Consider the following 16,930-nt stretch of genomic DNA (forward strand, 5'->3'; position numbering starts at 1 on the left):
TTAAGTTAAGAGGTAACTCTTATGGAAAAGTTATCAAAAAATTTAGCGGCTAAAATTTTTATAAGGCAGCCTCAGCGGTGGTTACAAGGATGGAGTCAGTATCTTTAGAAGTAATCCAGTGATTTTAAGCTAGTACATCTCATGCCGACTCAACACATATCTCTTTACATTTGATAATTAAATGTTCGTTAAACGGTATAGAGAAAAGTAGATGGTTTATTCCATCGCTAATTGCTCAACTTTGACTAACAATAAAATATACATTCAGTTCTAATGATATATTAGGAATCTTAACGGCCATTTTTTAAAATCACAAAAATTTGAATTAATTTACTTTTAAAAGGACATAAACACACAATGTATTTGTGTCCTTTTTATCAGTAAAATATTAGGATAGATTTTTATTTAAATAAGAAAATTTTTAGATCGAAAAGTAAAAAATCAGAATACCTCAATACTTCATAACCTAAGAAATGGTGGAAATTTTGGTAATAATACTTAACCGTAGCTAAGAGCTTTAAACTTTTCTGCCATATAAGTTACGTTAAAAATGGTTTAATACTCAACATAAATCAAATTAGGACCAACCAGAACTAGCGATATAAAATCCTTTACATCCCACTACTAACATAAAATTTAAAAATTATTATCTACGAGGACGCAATAAAATAGAAAGCAATTAAAACTTTTGACCGGTCCACTCATCTATCATATCAGCCCAGTCCTGTAGCATTGATGCTCTTTGTTCTCGATACTCAGCTTTGTTGTAAACGGCCCTAACCCCTTTCTGTTCGTGCGCCAGGCATTTTTCTATCCAATCAGTGTTGTATCCAGCTTCATGCAGCAGTGTACTCGCTGTTCTACGTAAGTCATGCGGCCCAAACTTACTTAGTGACTGCCCACCCTTCTGCGCAGCCTTATACGTTAGAGCCAATACACGATTCATTGTCGCACTGCTCATTGGGGCATCGGAGTCATAACGAGAAGGAAGAATGTAATCAGATCCACCGGCAAATGTCTTCAAGGCGATCAAAATATCCATCGCCTGGCGTGACAAAAACACCAGATGCGGGTTACGTCGTTTCATCCTTTCTTTAGGGATTGTCCACAACGCTTCGCTAAAGTTAATTTCACTCCAAGTTGCATTGGTTAACTCGCTTTTACGTACCATAGTCAACAAAAGCAACTTTACCGCAGCACGAATCGAAGGCGTGGTTCCTACCTTTTCCATATAGCGGTACATCAAACCGATCTCAGCAGGTGTTAATGTTCGGTCTCTTGGTTCAAATCGAGCGATACTTGCAGGCCTCACCAAATCTGCCGGATTCTCAACTTTCTGCCCTCTCTCAATTGCCCACCGATACACCTGGAGTACAATATCACGCGTGTGTACAGCCGTTGCTGGCGCGCCACGCTCTACTATCGCATCAGTCAGTGCTCGCAGATCTTCATGGGTGATTTCAGTCAGCTTCTGATTGCCAAATTTGCCCTCTAACTCTCGTGCATAGACTGAGCGACGCATATCCCGGGTAGAATCGGCCATCTGATAGCCACGCAGCCATTTCTGAGCCCAGGCACCAAAGGTTTCAGCATCTTTCGTTCTCGCCTTAGCACGTGCTTTCTCTTTGGCCGGTGACTTTCCATCAGTAACCATTCGCTTCGCTTCATTGAGGCGCTCACGCGCTTCAGCTAACGTGATGCCTCCTACTCCATAACGACCAAAGGTAATAGTTTCTTGTCTGCCATTGATCGAGTAGTTGTAGCGAAAAGAGATAGAGCCTGCGGTAGTGACAGCAACATAGAGGCCATCACGGTCATTGACTTTGTAAAGTTTATCTTTGGGTTTGAGATTGCGTAGCTTTGTATCAGTCAGCATGTTTCGACCTATTATTCTTGTTTGATACCATGCTGAAAAACCTCTAAAAAACTAGAGGTTAATCCATACAAAACAGATAGATATATAAATTTAATACCATGCCCCATCAAAAACACTCAGCATGGTATCGGGCGTAATCCATGGCATTACCGATGAATCATACCCACCAAAATACCACGGTCAAACCGTGCTTGGCGTTGCCAGACATTGCCAAAAATGACTAACCCAAAAACAAAAAAAGTCCGCAATTACGCGGACTTAAGTATGATTTGGTGCCTGTTAATGCCAGACCTTTCTTAAAGGAGCATTATTCCCACTCGATTGTCGCTGGTGGCTTACCAGAAATGTCGTAAACAACACGAGAAATGCCATCAACTTCGTTGATAATACGGTTAGATACCTTACCTAGGAAGTCGTATGGTAGGTGCGCCCAGTGTGCCGTCATAAAGTCGATGGTTTCTACTGCACGTAGTGATACAACCCAGTCGTATTTACGGCCATCGCCCATTACACCTACAGAGCGAACTGGTAGGAATACCGTGAACGCTTGAGATACTTTGTCATATAGGTCTGCAGCGTGAAGCTCTTCAATGAAGATAGCATCAGCACGACGTAGCAAGTCACAGTATTCTTTCTTGATTTCACCAAGAACACGAACACCTAGACCTGGACCTGGGAATGGGTGGCGGTAAAGCATGTTATAAGGCAGGCCTAATTCTAGACCAATCTTACGAACTTCATCTTTGAACAGCTCACGTAGTGGCTCAACAAGACCCATTTCCATTTCATCTGGTAGACCACCCACATTGTGGTGTGATTTTATCACGTGCGCTTTACCAGTCTTAGATGCCGCAGACTCGATTACGTCTGGGTAGATGGTACCTTGCGCTAGCCATTTTGCATTTTTCAGCTTTTTCGACTCTTCATCGAATACATCTACAAATACGTGGCCGATTGTCTTACGCTTCTCTTCTGGGTCAGACTTGCCTTTCAGAGCTTCAAGGAAACGATCTTCTGCATCAACTTTGATAATGTTTAGGCCGAACTTATCGCCAAACATATCCATCACTTGTTGGCCTTCGTTTAGACGAAGTAGACCGTTATCGACAAATACACACGTTAGCTTGTCGCCAATTGCGCGGTGCACCAGCATCGCAACAACAGATGAATCCACACCACCAGATAAGCCTAGGATAACTTCGTCGTCACCCACTTGCTCTTTAATGCGAGCAACCGCGTCTTCGATAATAGATTCCGATGTCCATAGACGCTCACAGCCACATACGCCAAGAACAAAGTTCTCAAGCATTTGTAGGCCACCTTTTGTGTGTGTCACTTCTGGGTGGAACTGAACGCCGTAGTATTTCTTCTCTTCGTTCGCCATCGCAGCGTAAGGACAAGTGTCTGTCTCACCAACTTTTACGAAATCGGCTGGGATCTCTACTACTTTGTCGCCGTGGCTCATCCATACGTCTTGAGTTGCTTCAAGATCTTTAAATAAGGCACATTCACCAGAAACTTTAACCTGAGCGTAGCCAAACTCACGTTCGTTAGAGCCTGCTACTTTGCCACCTAGTTGTTCCGCCATAGTTTGCATGCCGTAACATACGCCAAGTAAAGGAACACCAGAGTCAAATACATATTGAGGCGCGCGTGGAGAGTTCTCTTCCGTTACGCTTTCTGGACCGCCAGATAGGATAATGCCATCTGGGTTGAATTCGCGAATATCCGCTTCTTCTACATCCCAGCTCCATAGTTCACAGTAAACGCCGATTTCACGTACGCGGCGTGCTACTAATTGAGTGTACTGAGAACCGAAGTCCAAGATCAGAATACGTTGGTCATGGATATTTTTAGTCATTTTGAGCAGTCTTTTTAAGGCTAAGTGATTAAAACCGAGGCGAGTGTACTCGCCTCTTCTTAATGCTTCAAGGAAAAAGCAAACGTTTCCGTTAAGTAATCAGTTCCCTAGACGGTAGTTCGGTGCTTCCTTAGTAATTTGAACATCGTGTACATGAGACTCTTGCATACCAGCACCAGAGATACGTACAAATTCAGCTTTCGTACGCATATCTTCGATAGTTGCAGAGCCAGTTAGACCCATGCTTGAACGTAGACCACCCATTTGTTGGTGTACGATCTCTTTTAGACGGCCTTTGTATGCGATACGACCTTCGATACCTTCTGGTACTAGCTTGTCCGCTGCGTTGTCAGACTGGAAGTAACGGTCAGAAGAACCTTGAGACATTGCACCAAGAGAACCCATGCCACGGTAAGACTTGTAAGAACGGCCGTTGTATAGAATCACTTCACCCGGCGCTTCTTCAGTACCTGCAAACATAGAACCAACCATCACACATGATGCGCCTGCTACGATTGCTTTACAGATATCACCTGAGAAACGGATACCACCGTCAGCGATAACTGGAATACCATAATCATTAGCAACTTCTGCCGCATCTGCGATTGCAGTGATTTGTGGAACTCCCACACCCGTTACAATACGAGTTGTACAGATAGAACCAGGGCCGATACCAACTTTCACTGCGCTTACGCCAGCTTCGATTAGTGCTTTAGCACCAGCACCTGTTGCTACGTTACCACCGATGATGTCTAGATCTGGGTAAGCTGCACGTGTTTCACGAATGCGGCTTAGAACACCTTCAGAATGACCGTGTGAAGAGTCGATAAGTAGAACGTCAACGCCAGCTTCAACTAGTGCAGCAACTCGCTCTTCGTTACCAGCACCAGCACCAACTGCTGCGCCAACACGTAGGCGACCACGCTCATCTTTACATGCGTTTGGTTTACGTTCTGCTTTGTGGAAGTCTTTCGCAGTAATCATACCGGTTAGTTGGAACTCATCATTCACAACCAATACTTTCTCTACGCGAGCTTCGTGCATTTTCTCTTGCACTTCTTCTCGTGTAGCACCTTCTTTAACCGCTGCCAACTTCTCTTTTGGCGTCATTACTGAAGATACTTTCTTAGAAAGGTCCGTCACAAAACGAACGTCACGACCAGTGATAATACCAACAAGCTCATTGCTCTCAGTGACAACAGGGAAACCTGCAAAACCATGCTTTTCAGTGAGTGCAACAACATCAGCGATGGTCGCGTCAGGGTTTACTGTAACCGCGTCAGTCACCATACCAGCTTCGAACTTCTTAACTTTACGAACTTCGGCTGCCTGCTGCTCAATAGACATGTTCTTGTGGATAAAGCCAATGCCACCCTCTTGCGCTAGCGCGATCGCTAGACGAGCTTCAGTAACAGTGTCCATAGACGCTGAAATCATAGGGATGTTTAGGGTGATGTTCTTAGTTAGCTGAGTGCGAAGATCAGCTGTGTTTGGGAGAACGGTGGAGTGTGCTGGCACAAGTAGTACGTCATCGAATGTCAGCGCTTCTTTGGCAATTCTTAGCATTTGCAATATCTCACAATTAGAGGAGTAAAAAGAACAATCCAATCTCATCGTTTCGCATAATGAGGGTAACCTGTGTTAGCAACAAGCTACATTTGGATTAGATATTGCGGAGGGATTATACGGTTAACGCAATCGCTTGACCACAAATTTTTTAATTTTTTTCTTGCAATTACCCCCTTGCTATGTATTATATTGCCGCTAATTTCCATACTCACGTCTAAGAGATTAGCTGTGCTCTCCAAGACCAATCAAAACATCTTTACTGTTTCTCGTCTCAACGCAGAAGTTCGTTTACTCCTTGAAAACGAAATGGGGATCGTTTGGCTCGTCGGAGAGATATCCAACTTTTCAGCTCCTGTCTCTGGTCACTGGTACCTCACTCTTAAAGACTCTCGCGCTCAAGTTAAATGTGCCATGTTTCGTGGTAACAATCGCCGCGTTACTTTCAAGCCCACTAACGGTAATCAAGTCCTAGTAAAAGCTCGTCTTTCTCTTTATGAGCCTCGCGGTGACTACCAATTGATCATCGAAAGCATGCAACCGGAAGGTGACGGCCGTCTTCAGCAAGAGTTTGAAGAGCTGAAAATGAAGCTTGCCGCAGAAGGGTTGTTCGCTCAAACCAATAAGCAACCTTTGCCTGAACACCCAAAACGTGTTGGCGTCATCACATCGAAAACTGGTGCCGCGCTTTACGATATCTTAGACGTATTGAAACGTCGTGATCCTTCCCTACCCGTTGTGATTTATCCGACAGTGGTACAAGGTGAAGATGCAGCCATTCAAATCGCACAAGCCATTGGTCGCGCTAACAGCCGTGATGAATGTGATGTGCTAATTGTGGGCCGAGGTGGTGGTTCATTGGAAGACTTATGGTGCTTTAACAACGAGATATTAGCTCGCACGATTGCAGCAAGCCAAATTCCTATTATTAGCGCCGTTGGACATGAAGTCGACGTGACAATAGCTGATTTTGTCGCCGACGTACGCGCGCCTACTCCATCAGCAGCAGCTGAGCTAGTAAGCCGTGATAACAGCCACAAAGATCAAGCTTTAGTTACCCGCCAGCATAAGTTAGCGAGCGCGATGCGTTACTACCTAGCACAACAAAAGCAGCAATCTGCGCAATTAGTGCACCGTCTAGAGAGACAGCACCCAAGCTATCGCTTGCAGCGTCAGACGCAACAGTTAGATGAGTTGGACATGCGCTTACAGCGAGCGATGAGTCGTTTTATTGCCTTGCGTCAACAGCGAATCGAGCGTCAACATTATCGGCTGCAATTAAATTCTCCTGTAACACGCCTTGCCGAGCAGAAGTCGAAGCTAGAACGTGTTGAGCAAAAGCTCATGGATGCAATGGATCGCAAGTTACTGACTATGCGCCATCAACTCGCGATTGCTGCAGAGAAGTTAGACACCGTCAGCCCGCTAGCGACATTGAAACGAGGTTACTCAATTACTCAAACTGAGCAAGGTAAAGTGATTACTCAATCTTCAGATGTAAAATCGGGAGATGTATTGATTACTCGATTAGCCGAAGGCGACGTTCGTTCTACCGTTAACTGAATACAAACTCTGGTTAACTGATTTTCTGGAACTCAAATCGGACACGTGATTTTGATTTGAGTTCATTACACACATTACAAAAGTAACTCGCAGCACCGCATGCTTGCAGCTTCTCCAGCTCCGCCTCACAATCAGGGCAAAAACCTACTTTTTTAAAATCCGATTCACACTGTGCACAATGGTATTGTCCTGTCCATTCCAGTTCGACATTGCAAGTCGGGCAAATGTTCTGCTGCATATCCCGTTCCTCTCTAAACTAAGCAATTTCGAGTAACGCATGCTACTCAAAATAACGAACAAGTATGTTGATCTTCATCACCGCCCCAACAAGTTTCACGAGGCGCTAACCATACTTGATAAGTAGGATCTTATACTGATCGTCTGATATTTACTCCTTGATCAGCGATCACCCCTTAAAAGAATATTTATATAACCACACACCGAAAGCATAAGTTACATATTCTGTATTCCAATTTAATACAGAATAAAAACCCTTAAGTTAATTTAATTAAACAAAAAATTAGAATTTAATAAAAAGATCTTATTCAGAAAGCCGCGTTTACATTGGTGTGCATTTCGATAGTTTGAGCGTCGAGCTCAACGAGTTTAACTTGGATAAAAGCAAACTCATTTAAATGGCTCGCATGCGTTCCACCACAAGGGATTACCGCTAATTGACCTTCCCCTAAATCGCATTTCCAATAGCGAGAGTCAGTTAATCTATCGCCGTGGCATTCCATGGTGATCATCGCATCTCTTTGAAGCCATTCAACCAGTTGGTCATTCACTTTTTCTGCAATCGCCTGGAGGTCATTCAGCATATCTGCACTGTTTAATCCTCTTTTACGGAGTGTTTTGCCTAAACGGTACGTATCGAGGCACTTGTCTGGAGTGACATAACTCGTAACTTGCGCATAGCTATTAAAGTCATAATAACCATGCGGGTCTTTGCGGTCTGCGTCTTTTCGCCAATAGTCTTCCGCTAGTACTTTATTCAACGCCAAATACGCTAAGTGTCCTGCAGTGTGACCTCGGCTCAAAGCATTTTGATAGTCTTTATCTACCGCTAATATTACCAAGTCATTAATTGCAAGTGATTCCGTACGTGATAAAACATGCACGACGACAAACACCCAACCTTCAGCATCACGCTTTACAGGGATGTCACTACCCACATACAAAGCACCACTCTCCTGCTCCACTGCTCCAACTTGGCAATCTACTACGTCATGCTCAGCCCCATTCACCTTCAACGTTCCTTTGTCTGCAGGGTGATCCGGCCATATGTGACTAACGGGATGGAACGGCGTGACATCTGTAATAACGTAAGTCACTTCTTCCGTAGATTGAACGAGCTGTATTTGTGCTTCTAATTGCCATGTTTGATGACAAAAACGAGTCTTTGTTGCTGTGATAGTCATTTTTACGATTACTTTTGATAAAAAAATACCCAAGTAGAAACTTGGGTATTCGAATTTCATTATTTATTGCGGTTTTTCACCATCGACATCATACGTTTGCGTTTACGCTCTTGTGATAGCGTAAGCTTATTCGTACGGTTCTCGTATGGGTTATCACTGTTGTGGAAGTTAATGCGAATCGGTGTTCCCATAATTTCCAGAGACTTACGGAAGTAGTTCATCAGATAACGTTTATACGAATCTGGCAATTCACGAACCATGTTACCGTGGATAACAACGATCGGTGGGTTGTAACCACCTGCGTGTGCGTATTTGAGTTTGATACGACGACCACGAACCATTGGCGGCTGGTGATCATCCACTGCCATCTTCATGATACGCGTCAGTACTGACGTACCCACACGCGTTGTCGCCGAGTTATATGCTTCTTGGATAGATTCAAACAAGTGACCAACGCCAGTACCGTGCAGCGCAGAGATAAAGTGGATACGCGCGAAATCGACGAATCCTAGACGGCGGTCCAGTTCTTTCTTCACGCTTTCTTTCACGTCACTGTCTAGGCCATCCCACTTGTTAACGGCGATGACAATTGAGCGGCCAGCATTCAGTGCAAAACCAAGCAAGCTTAGGTCTTGGTCTGAAATATTTTCACGTGCATCAATCACCAGTAGAACGACGTTTGCATCTTCTACCGCTTTCAGCGTCTTAACAACAGAGAACTTTTCAACCGTTTCATTGATACGACCACGACGACGAACACCTGCGGTATCAATTAGTACGTATTCGCGTCCATCACGCTCCATCGGGATGTAGATAGAATCACGCGTTGTACCAGGCATATCGTATACAACTACACGTTCTTCACCCAGAATACGGTTAGTCAGTGTCGATTTACCTACGTTAGGACGACCGATGATCGCCAACTTAATCGGCTGCTCTTGAAGGCGCTTGAATTCAGCTTCTGCGTCTTCTTCAGTGTAATCTTCAACAAGAGGCTCTTCGTCTTCGAATCCAGTCAGGTCTTCAATCTCACCTTCTTCAGATTCACTTGTTAATAGATCATCAAAGAATGGAGATAAAGCACGCTCAAGCAAAGCGGTCACACCACGGCCATGAGCGGCCGCAATCTGATACATATCATCCACGCCGAGCTGCCAAAAATCAGCACACGCCGCATCGGCATCAATACCATCTATTTTGTTTACTACCAGCATCGCTGGCTTTTCAATTTTACGCAGATGCGCAGCAATTGCTGCATCTGAAGGAGTCAGACCAGCACGACCGTCAACAAGGAACAATACAACATCAGCCTCATCAATCGCGGCTAATGACTGTTCTGCCATCTTTGTTTCCACGCCTTCTTCTGTGCCATCAATACCGCCGGTATCAATCACAATGAATTCGTGCTCTTCACCAAGTCTCGCCTGGCCATATTTACGGTCTCGCGTTAGGCCTGGAAAGTCCGCAACCAACGCGTCACGAGTGCGAGTCAATCGGTTAAATAGTGTAGATTTACCTACGTTCGGACGCCCTACTAGAGCTACAACAGGTACCATAACAACCTCTACAATAATCTTTCTTCTGTAGTTATAGGTAACGACTTGCTCGATGCCAAATCAAACCAGCTTTTTACCTATAACCACGTCAGGGTTAATAAATTCAAACAACAAAACGGCTCCTAGCTGTCACCAGCCAGGAGCCGAATGTGAATTATATCACGATATTATTCGTTAATGGTTAGTTTCTTTACATCGCCGTTGCGAGTTGTAATCACATAACCATCCGACAATAACGTCGGGCCAACGGCCAAGCCGCTATCATCGATAAACTGCTGCGCAACAAATTCGCCTGTTGAACGATCCATCCAGTGAAGGTAACCAAGCGTGTCACCGACAACGAGATAATTGCCGACAATAACTGGCGCTGTAAGTTGTCGGTGCTCAAGCAAGCTGTTTTCCCACAACTCAGTCCCACTTCGTGAATCAACGGCAACAACATGATCTTTTTCCGTTATCACAAAGATGCGGCTACCATCTGTAGAAATATCTGTTGCAGATGAGTAATTACGCTTCCAAATCGGGTTCGCTGAACGCAAGTCAATGGCTATAAGTTGGCCATTGTATCCAATGGTGAAAAGAGTACCGCCTAGCACAATTGGCGATGAATCAACGTCAACCAAACGATCAATTTCTGTCGCGCCTTTTGGCGTACCAACAGGCTGTTGCCAAATCAGCTGACCACGCTCAACGATAGCAGCTGCGAGTCGGCCATTTGCCGTTCCCCAAAATACACCGCCGCCAATTGCAGTCGGAGTACTGTCGCCACGTAAAGTTAGGTTCGGCACTTCTGTACTCAATGCCCAGCGTTGCTCACCTGTACTCTCATTAAGGGCAATCAACATGCCTCGGCTCGTATTGATGATAATAAGGCCTGAATCTGCAACTGGCTTCGCCAGTACCTCACCACCAACTTTCACACGCCAAACAACTTCACCTGTTTCTTGGTCAAGAGAGATGACTTCACCATTCTCAGAGCCAATATAAAGGTTTCCGTATGCTGCTGTGATACCACCAGAGAGACGAGCAATGACATCTTCTTCTAGGTCCGTTTGCCAACGTTGTTTACCGTTTTCAGGATCCAGCGCTTTTACTAAGCCATCGCGACTTGCCACGAACAATGTATCATTCGCAAATACAGGGGATAGCTTTGAAAAGTAATGACCAACACCATCGCCAACCGATGTGCTCCACTCACTACTGGTTGTAAATTCACTGTCTACCTGAGGTAGTGGCGCCATTACAATGGTATCTTTCTCACCAGCACAACCGGCAAGCACTCCCATTGTTAACACCCCTAACAAGGCTTTGTTAAAGACTCTTTTCATCCAATGCGGTCCTTATTTCGCCAGATCGTCCAATTTCATTTGTAGCGTCGGGCTTGCGTCTGCCGCTTGCTGAGCTTCAGTATACGCAGCGTATGCGGCATCTTTGTCACCTTGGCGAATCGCAATATCGCCACGAAGTTCAGCAATACGCCCTGTCCATGCTGCATCAGTGACGTTACTTAGCTCAGCCGTTGCAGCGTCAAAGTTACCCATTTCCGTTTCAATGCGTGCAATACGGTAACTAATCAATGGTAATAGCGCAGCATCTTGAGTGTTGCTTTGCGCCCACTTCAATTGCTCCAATGCAGCAGAAAGATCTTGAGCTTCAACTTGTGCTTTAGCAAGTTGTAGCGCAGCCAATACTGAATATTCTTTTACTTCATTTGACTCAATGAAAGCTTTCACGTCAGCTTGAGCATCAGTACCTTTATCTTGCAAAGCATTCATTGCTGTCGTGTAGCTTTGAGAAGCTGCTTCACTCGCCTGAATCACAGAATCCTGGTAGTAACGCCAGCCAAATAGACCACCTAAGCCAACAACCGCACCGATGATGACGGCTTTGCCGTTTTCCTTCCACCAGTCTTTAATGGCTTCAACTTGTTGTTCTTCAGTATCGTAAAGTTCCACTTCCTGTCCTCTTAAAACATGTAAATGGCAGCTTAGCTGCCATTGTTCCTATTTCGTTTAAAGGCTCCACATTTGGGAGCCTTAGCTTACGAACTAGGATGTAATTTTGTTAGATTACTAAAAGACTTAAATCAGTGCTGCGATCTTTTCTGCAACTTCTGCTTGGTTGTAAGTCTCTTGCTCACCACCGGCCAAGTCTTTCAGTACTACGGTATTATCCGCAACTTCGTTTTCACCCAGAACTAATGCTATAACAGCACCAACTTTGTCTGCACGTTTAAACTGTTTCTTGAAGTTACCGCCACCGAAGTGATTCATCACACGAACGCCAGGGATGGACTCACGAAGCTGCTCTGCTAGCTTCATTCCTGCCATCATGGTGCCTTCGCCTGCTGTTACTACGTAAACATCCACACTGCGACGAACGTCTGTTAGTTCTAGTGTTTCTAGCATCAGAACAAGACGCTCTAGGCCCATTGCAAAGCCAACTGCTGGTGTTGGTTTACCACCTAATTGCTCTACAAGACCATCGTAACGTCCACCGCCACAAACGGTGCCTTGAGCACCTAGGCTTTCAGTGATCCATTCAAATACCGTGCGGTTGTAGTAATCCAGACCACGAACTAGACGTTCGTTAACTGTGTATTCGATACCTGCGGCGTCTAAAAGTTCACATAGACCTGCGAAGTGTGCTTTAGATTCTTCACCTAAGTAATCTGAAAGGCGAGGTGCATCACCTAAAATAGCTTGAACGTCAGGGTTCTTCGTATCCAGAACACGCAGTGGGTTCGTGTGCATGCGACGCTTACAATCTTCGTCTAGCACATCAATATGTTGCTCAAGGAACGCAACCAGTGCAGTACGGTAGTCTGCGCGGTCTTCTTGAGAACCGATAGAGTTCAGCTCAAGACGAACATGTTCATTGATACCTAGCTCACGCCATAGACGCGCCGTCATCATGATAAGCTCTGCATCAACATCTGGACCATTTAGACCAAACACCTCAACACCACACTGGTGGAATTGACGGTAACGACCTTTCTGCGGACGTTCATGGCGGAACATAGGCCCCATGTACCACAGACGCTGTTCGTCACGGTTGATCAGGCTGTTTTGAATACATGAACGTACACAACCCGCCGTACCTTCAGGGCGAAGTGTTAGGCTGTCTCCGTTACGATCATCAAAGGTGTACATTTCTTTTGAAACGACGTCTGTCTCTTCACCAACAGCGCGGCTGAATAGGTTTGTTTCTTCAACGATTGGCATGCGCACTTCGTTATAACCGTATGCGCTAATTACATTTTTCACTGTGTTTTCTAGTTTTTGCCACAGTGGAGACTGAGTTGGGAGGCAATCGTTCATGCCTCGAATTGCTTGAATTGTTTTTGCCACAATACTTACCGTAATTCTCGTTGAGATTAATCTTGTACTTTAACTTCGATGCGGTTTTCGCCATTCATCATGGCTGCTTTCGCACGGATCTTAGCTTCTAGCTGATTCACAAGGTCATCGTTATCAAAGCGTTCTTTCTGGCGTTTACCATCTTCGTAGAATGCGCTCTTCTTGTTACTACCTGCTAGACCTAAGTGAGAAACTTCTGCTTCACCAGGGCCGTTTACCACACAACCGATGATAGACACATCCATTGGCGTGATGATGTCTTCTAAACGCTGCTCAAGTGCGTTCACTGTGCCAATCACATCAAATTCTTGGCGCGAGCAACTTGGGCAAGCAATAAAGTTGATGCCTCGAGAGCGAATGCGCAGAGATTTAAGGATATCGAAACCGACTTTGATTTCTTCAACTGGATCGGCAGCCAAAGAGATACGCAGCGTATCGCCGATCCCTTCAGATAACAGCATACCTAAGCCAACAGATGACTTAACAGCACCAGCACGAGCACCACCCGCTTCTGTAATACCCAAGTGAAGAGGCTGATCGATTTTCTTCGCTAGCAGACGGTATGAATCCACCGCAAGGAAGACGTCTGAAGCTTTCACGCTAACTTTAAATTGGTCAAAGTTAAGACGATCGAGATGATCTACGTGACGCATCGCCGATTCAACTAAAGCTTCTGGCGTTGGTTCGCCGTATTTCATCTGTAAATCTTTTTCCAAAGATCCACCGTTGACACCAATACGGATTGGGATGTTTTTATCGCGAGCACAGTCAACAACAGCGCGAATGCGCTCTTCATTGCCAATGTTACCTGGGTTGATGCGTAAACAGTCAACACCGTACTCCGCCACTTTCAGCGCGATACGATAGTCGAAATGAATATCAGCCACTAATGGTACAGAAACTTGCTGTTTAATCAGTTTGAAAGCTTCTGCTGCGTCCATGGTAGGTACAGAAACTCGAACGATATCTGCACCGACTTTTTCTAGTGCTCGGATTTGAGCGACTGTCGCTTCTACGTCAGTCGTGCGAGTGTTAGTCATTGACTGTACGGCAATTGGCGCACCATCACCAATTGGCACATCACCCACATAAATACGCGTCGATTTACGACGAATAATTGGAGATTCGTGTTGCATAATTTTTTATAACGGTAGAGTGAATCTAGCTACTTTGCCTGAAGTATACCCAGAAAGGTCGACAGGTTCACTTGCAAATGTCATTGTAACCCCTTCCGGTGCGCCTAATATCACTTTAAACGGCGCTTTTCCGGTAAGTTCTACATCTTGTCCTGGTTTATGAGTACCACTTACCAGCGTTTTACCATTGGTGTCTTTTACTTGAATCCAACAGTCCGCTTTAAACTTCATAGTAAGAAGTGTCATGCCTTCAGGTACGATTGGCGCAGGCTGTTCCTCTTCCGCAGTTTCAATCACGGCAACAGGTTCTTCAGAATCTACGCTTGTTGTATTTTCAGTTTCAGCAAGCAGAGGGTCGCTACCCTGCTCGACTGGTACTTCACTCGTTTCAACAACATCATTACTTGTTGAAACAACTTCTTCAGGAGTACTTGCGATTAACTCCTCAGCCGTCATTAAATCGATATCAGCTAACTCTTGCGCTGTGGGCTTCGGCGCTTCAACACTTGAATCCGTAACTTCCTTCGTTAGGCTATTCTCTTGCTGGTTTTGCCACCACCAAGCTGCAGAAATACCAATAATGACCAACCCGATAACCCAAGTCAGGAGCATGATACGGCTATTGTGCTTCTCATCTTTTGTTTTGCGAGAGAAGCTCTGCATTTCAATTTCTTGCTCTTGCGGCTGTACATCTGCTGTCTGCTCTAACGCAGTCAAAACCATCTTCTCATCAAGGCCCACGAACTTCGCGTAAGAACGCAAGTAACCACGCGTAAATGTCGCAACTTGTTGAGACTCAAATCGGTTATTTTCAATATCTTCAATAACAGAAACGCGAAGCCTCAGGCGATCAGCAACTTGCTTTTGACTCATCCCAAGAGATTCGCGTTTGTTTTTCAGTAATGTGCCAGCTTCAATAGAAAGTGGCACTTCATTCGTATTTTCGTGTTCTGTCATAATGGTGGTATTTAATCTGTTTTAGTGGCTAACGTGGTTATGTATTTTCGTTATTGTTCTTAAGCCTCTTTAAAAGATAGCTAGCCTAAACGCGTTAACCAAAATAATAATTTTAAGAAACTCTCAGCGATTTGAGTGTGAATACCCGTTTTGCAAAAATCAGCAAAGCGTATGTGAGAAAATGCTGAGAATTATCGGTGTCATCGTTAATGTCGCATATCATGATAAGCGAATGTGTAACGAAGACAAAAACTCTTTACACTCAAACTAACAGATAGCTCAAGCTTTTGTCCAAACTTTGACAAAGGAATTCAAAATTATACCCAAATAACCTGAGGTTGAAGAGTGATAGTCCCAAATCTTGGCGAAAATGTCCTAAACAATAAACAAAATAGCCAGAGCAAATGGCTCTGGCTATTTTTGAATTCCGGTCGTTTATACCGCTTTTACTTCAATGGTATCAGCACCGCGCGACGCTTTTAACATTGCAGTACGTTTAGTTCGGTCAATCACATCACCGACTAACTGACCACACGCCGCATCAATGTCATCGCCACGAGTCTTACGAACCGTTACTGTATGCTCATATTGCATCAATGTTTTTTGGAAGCGATCGATACGTGAGTTACTTGGTTTCTTGTAAGGTGAACCTGGGTACGGGTTAAACGGAATCAAGTTAATCTTACATGGTGTGTCTTTCATCAGCTCAGCCAGTTCACGAGCATGGTCCATGTCATCATTCACATGATCAAGAAGTACGTACTCAACCGTTACCTTACCGCGGTTTGCATTCGATGAAGCGATGTAACGACGAACTGATGCTAGGAAATCTTGAATATCCCAACGATCGTTAATTGGCATGATTTCACTACGCAGCTTATCGTTTGGCGCATGAAGGGAAATTGCCAACGCGACATCGATTTTGCCTGTCATCTGATCAAGACCAGAAACCACACCTGATGTAGATACAGTCACACGACGTTTTGACAAACCAAAGCCAAGATCGTCCAGCATTAGCTCTAATGCCGGGATCAAGTTCTTCATGTTTAGAAGCGGTTCACCCATCCCCATCATCACGACGTTAGTAATTGGGCGGCGACCTGTTTCTTTCTCAAGACCAATTTCACGTGCAGCGCGCCACACCTGACCGATGATCTCTGAAACTTTCAAGTTACGGTTAAAACCTTGCTGTGCGGTTGAGCAGAACTTACATTCCAACGCACAACCTACTTGAGAAGACACACAAAGCGTTGCACGGTCATCTTCTGGAATGTAAACCGTTTCCACATCCTGATCACCAACGTTCATCGCCCACTTGATCGTACCATCAGAAGAGTGCTGAGCTTCTGCAACTGTTGGTGCCTTGATTTCGCACTTGTGTAAAAGCTTTTCGCGCAGCTTCTTGTTAATGTTTGTCATTTTTTCGAAGTCATCTACACCGAAATGGTAGATCCACTTCATAACCTGATCGGCACGAAACGCTTTCTCGCCGAGTTCTTCTGCGAAAAACTGACGCATGCCTTTGCGATCAAAGTCGAGTAGATTGATTTTTTCAGTGGTCATGTTGCCTCTCAATGACTGAAACAAGAATAAGGGCGCGAATTGTACAGCCTTTATGCAGCTACAACAAGGGGT

General features: G+C 44.7%; 13 protein-coding genes. 1 reads left to right on the top strand and 12 read right to left on the bottom strand.

Translation table 11 applies throughout. The features are described 5' to 3' along the window. Positions 1 to 679: 679 nt before the first annotated feature. The 3 genes from FR741_RS12265 to guaB all read right to left on the bottom strand — a co-directional run bounded on the left by FR741_RS12265 (position 680) and on the right by guaB (position 5,303). Positions 680 to 1,876, bottom strand: a complete 1,197-nt coding sequence (locus FR741_RS12265; protein ID WP_167426858.1) for a tyrosine-type recombinase/integrase — start codon at positions 1,874 to 1,876, stop codon at positions 680 to 682. Between the two features lie 307 nt (positions 1,877 to 2,183). Beyond that, complete coding sequence (gene guaA, locus FR741_RS12270) at positions 2,184 to 3,737, bottom strand: glutamine-hydrolyzing GMP synthase (protein ID WP_005391523.1); 1,554 nt, start codon at positions 3,735 to 3,737, stop codon at positions 2,184 to 2,186. A gap of 99 nt (positions 3,738 to 3,836) precedes the next feature. Further along, entirely contained in the window at positions 3,837 to 5,303 is a 1,467-nt protein-coding gene (gene guaB, locus FR741_RS12275) for an IMP dehydrogenase (protein WP_005391524.1), read from the bottom strand. A gap of 231 nt (positions 5,304 to 5,534) precedes the next feature. Between guaB and xseA the strand changes: the two genes are divergently transcribed. Next, a complete protein-coding gene (gene xseA, locus FR741_RS12280; RefSeq protein WP_012842111.1) occupies positions 5,535 to 6,866 on the top strand; it encodes an exodeoxyribonuclease VII large subunit in 1,332 nt (443 codons plus the stop codon). Between the two features lie 13 nt (positions 6,867 to 6,879). On the opposite strand, the gene FR741_RS12285 is transcribed toward xseA, so the two are convergent. The 9 genes from FR741_RS12285 to FR741_RS12325 all read right to left on the bottom strand — a co-directional run bounded on the left by FR741_RS12285 (position 6,880) and on the right by FR741_RS12325 (position 16,858). Then, positions 6,880 to 7,104 carry a zinc ribbon domain-containing protein gene (locus tag FR741_RS12285; RefSeq protein ID WP_012842112.1) on the bottom strand — a complete coding sequence of 75 codons (225 nt, stop codon included), beginning with the start codon at positions 7,102 to 7,104 and terminating at the stop codon, positions 6,880 to 6,882. Positions 7,105 to 7,411: 307 nt separating this feature from the next. After that, entirely contained in the window at positions 7,412 to 8,287 is an 876-nt protein-coding gene (locus FR741_RS12290) for an alanyl-tRNA editing protein (RefSeq protein WP_041853054.1), read from the bottom strand. Between the two features lie 59 nt (positions 8,288 to 8,346). Next, the gene (gene der / locus FR741_RS12295; protein WP_005391527.1) at positions 8,347 to 9,843 is read right to left on the bottom strand and encodes a ribosome biogenesis GTPase Der; all 1,497 of its coding nucleotides are present in this window, start codon (positions 9,841 to 9,843) and stop codon (positions 8,347 to 8,349) included. Between the two features lie 167 nt (positions 9,844 to 10,010). Continuing rightward, positions 10,011 to 11,171 (bottom strand): outer membrane protein assembly factor BamB, encoded by a 1,161-nt coding sequence (gene bamB, locus FR741_RS12300; RefSeq protein WP_006741881.1) that lies wholly within the window; start codon positions 11,169 to 11,171, stop codon positions 10,011 to 10,013. A 12-nt stretch (positions 11,172 to 11,183) separates the two neighbouring features. Further along, on the bottom strand, positions 11,184 to 11,798 hold the full coding sequence (locus FR741_RS12305; RefSeq protein WP_005391529.1) for a YfgM family protein: 615 nt from the start codon (positions 11,796 to 11,798) through the stop codon (positions 11,184 to 11,186). Between the two features lie 126 nt (positions 11,799 to 11,924). Further along, on the bottom strand, positions 11,925 to 13,193 hold the full coding sequence (hisS, locus tag FR741_RS12310) for a histidine--tRNA ligase (protein ID WP_005391530.1): 1,269 nt from the start codon (positions 13,191 to 13,193) through the stop codon (positions 11,925 to 11,927). 26 nt (positions 13,194 to 13,219) lie between these two features. Continuing rightward, a complete protein-coding gene (gene ispG, locus FR741_RS12315; protein WP_005391537.1) occupies positions 13,220 to 14,338 on the bottom strand; it encodes a flavodoxin-dependent (E)-4-hydroxy-3-methylbut-2-enyl-diphosphate synthase in 1,119 nt (372 codons plus the stop codon). Positions 14,339 to 14,344: 6 nt separating this feature from the next. Further along, complete coding sequence (gene rodZ, locus FR741_RS12320) at positions 14,345 to 15,295, bottom strand: cytoskeleton protein RodZ (RefSeq protein WP_167426859.1); 951 nt, start codon at positions 15,293 to 15,295, stop codon at positions 14,345 to 14,347. 435 nt (positions 15,296 to 15,730) lie between these two features. Continuing rightward, positions 15,731 to 16,858: a bifunctional tRNA (adenosine(37)-C2)-methyltransferase TrmG/ribosomal RNA large subunit methyltransferase RlmN gene (locus tag FR741_RS12325; protein ID WP_005391540.1), complete on the bottom strand. Its 1,128-nt coding sequence runs from the start codon at positions 16,856 to 16,858 to the stop codon at positions 15,731 to 15,733. Between the last annotated feature and the right edge of the window lie 72 nt (positions 16,859 to 16,930).

The organism is Vibrio diabolicus (assembly GCF_011801455.1).
GTDB lineage: Bacteria > Pseudomonadota > Gammaproteobacteria > Enterobacterales > Vibrionaceae > Vibrio > Vibrio diabolicus.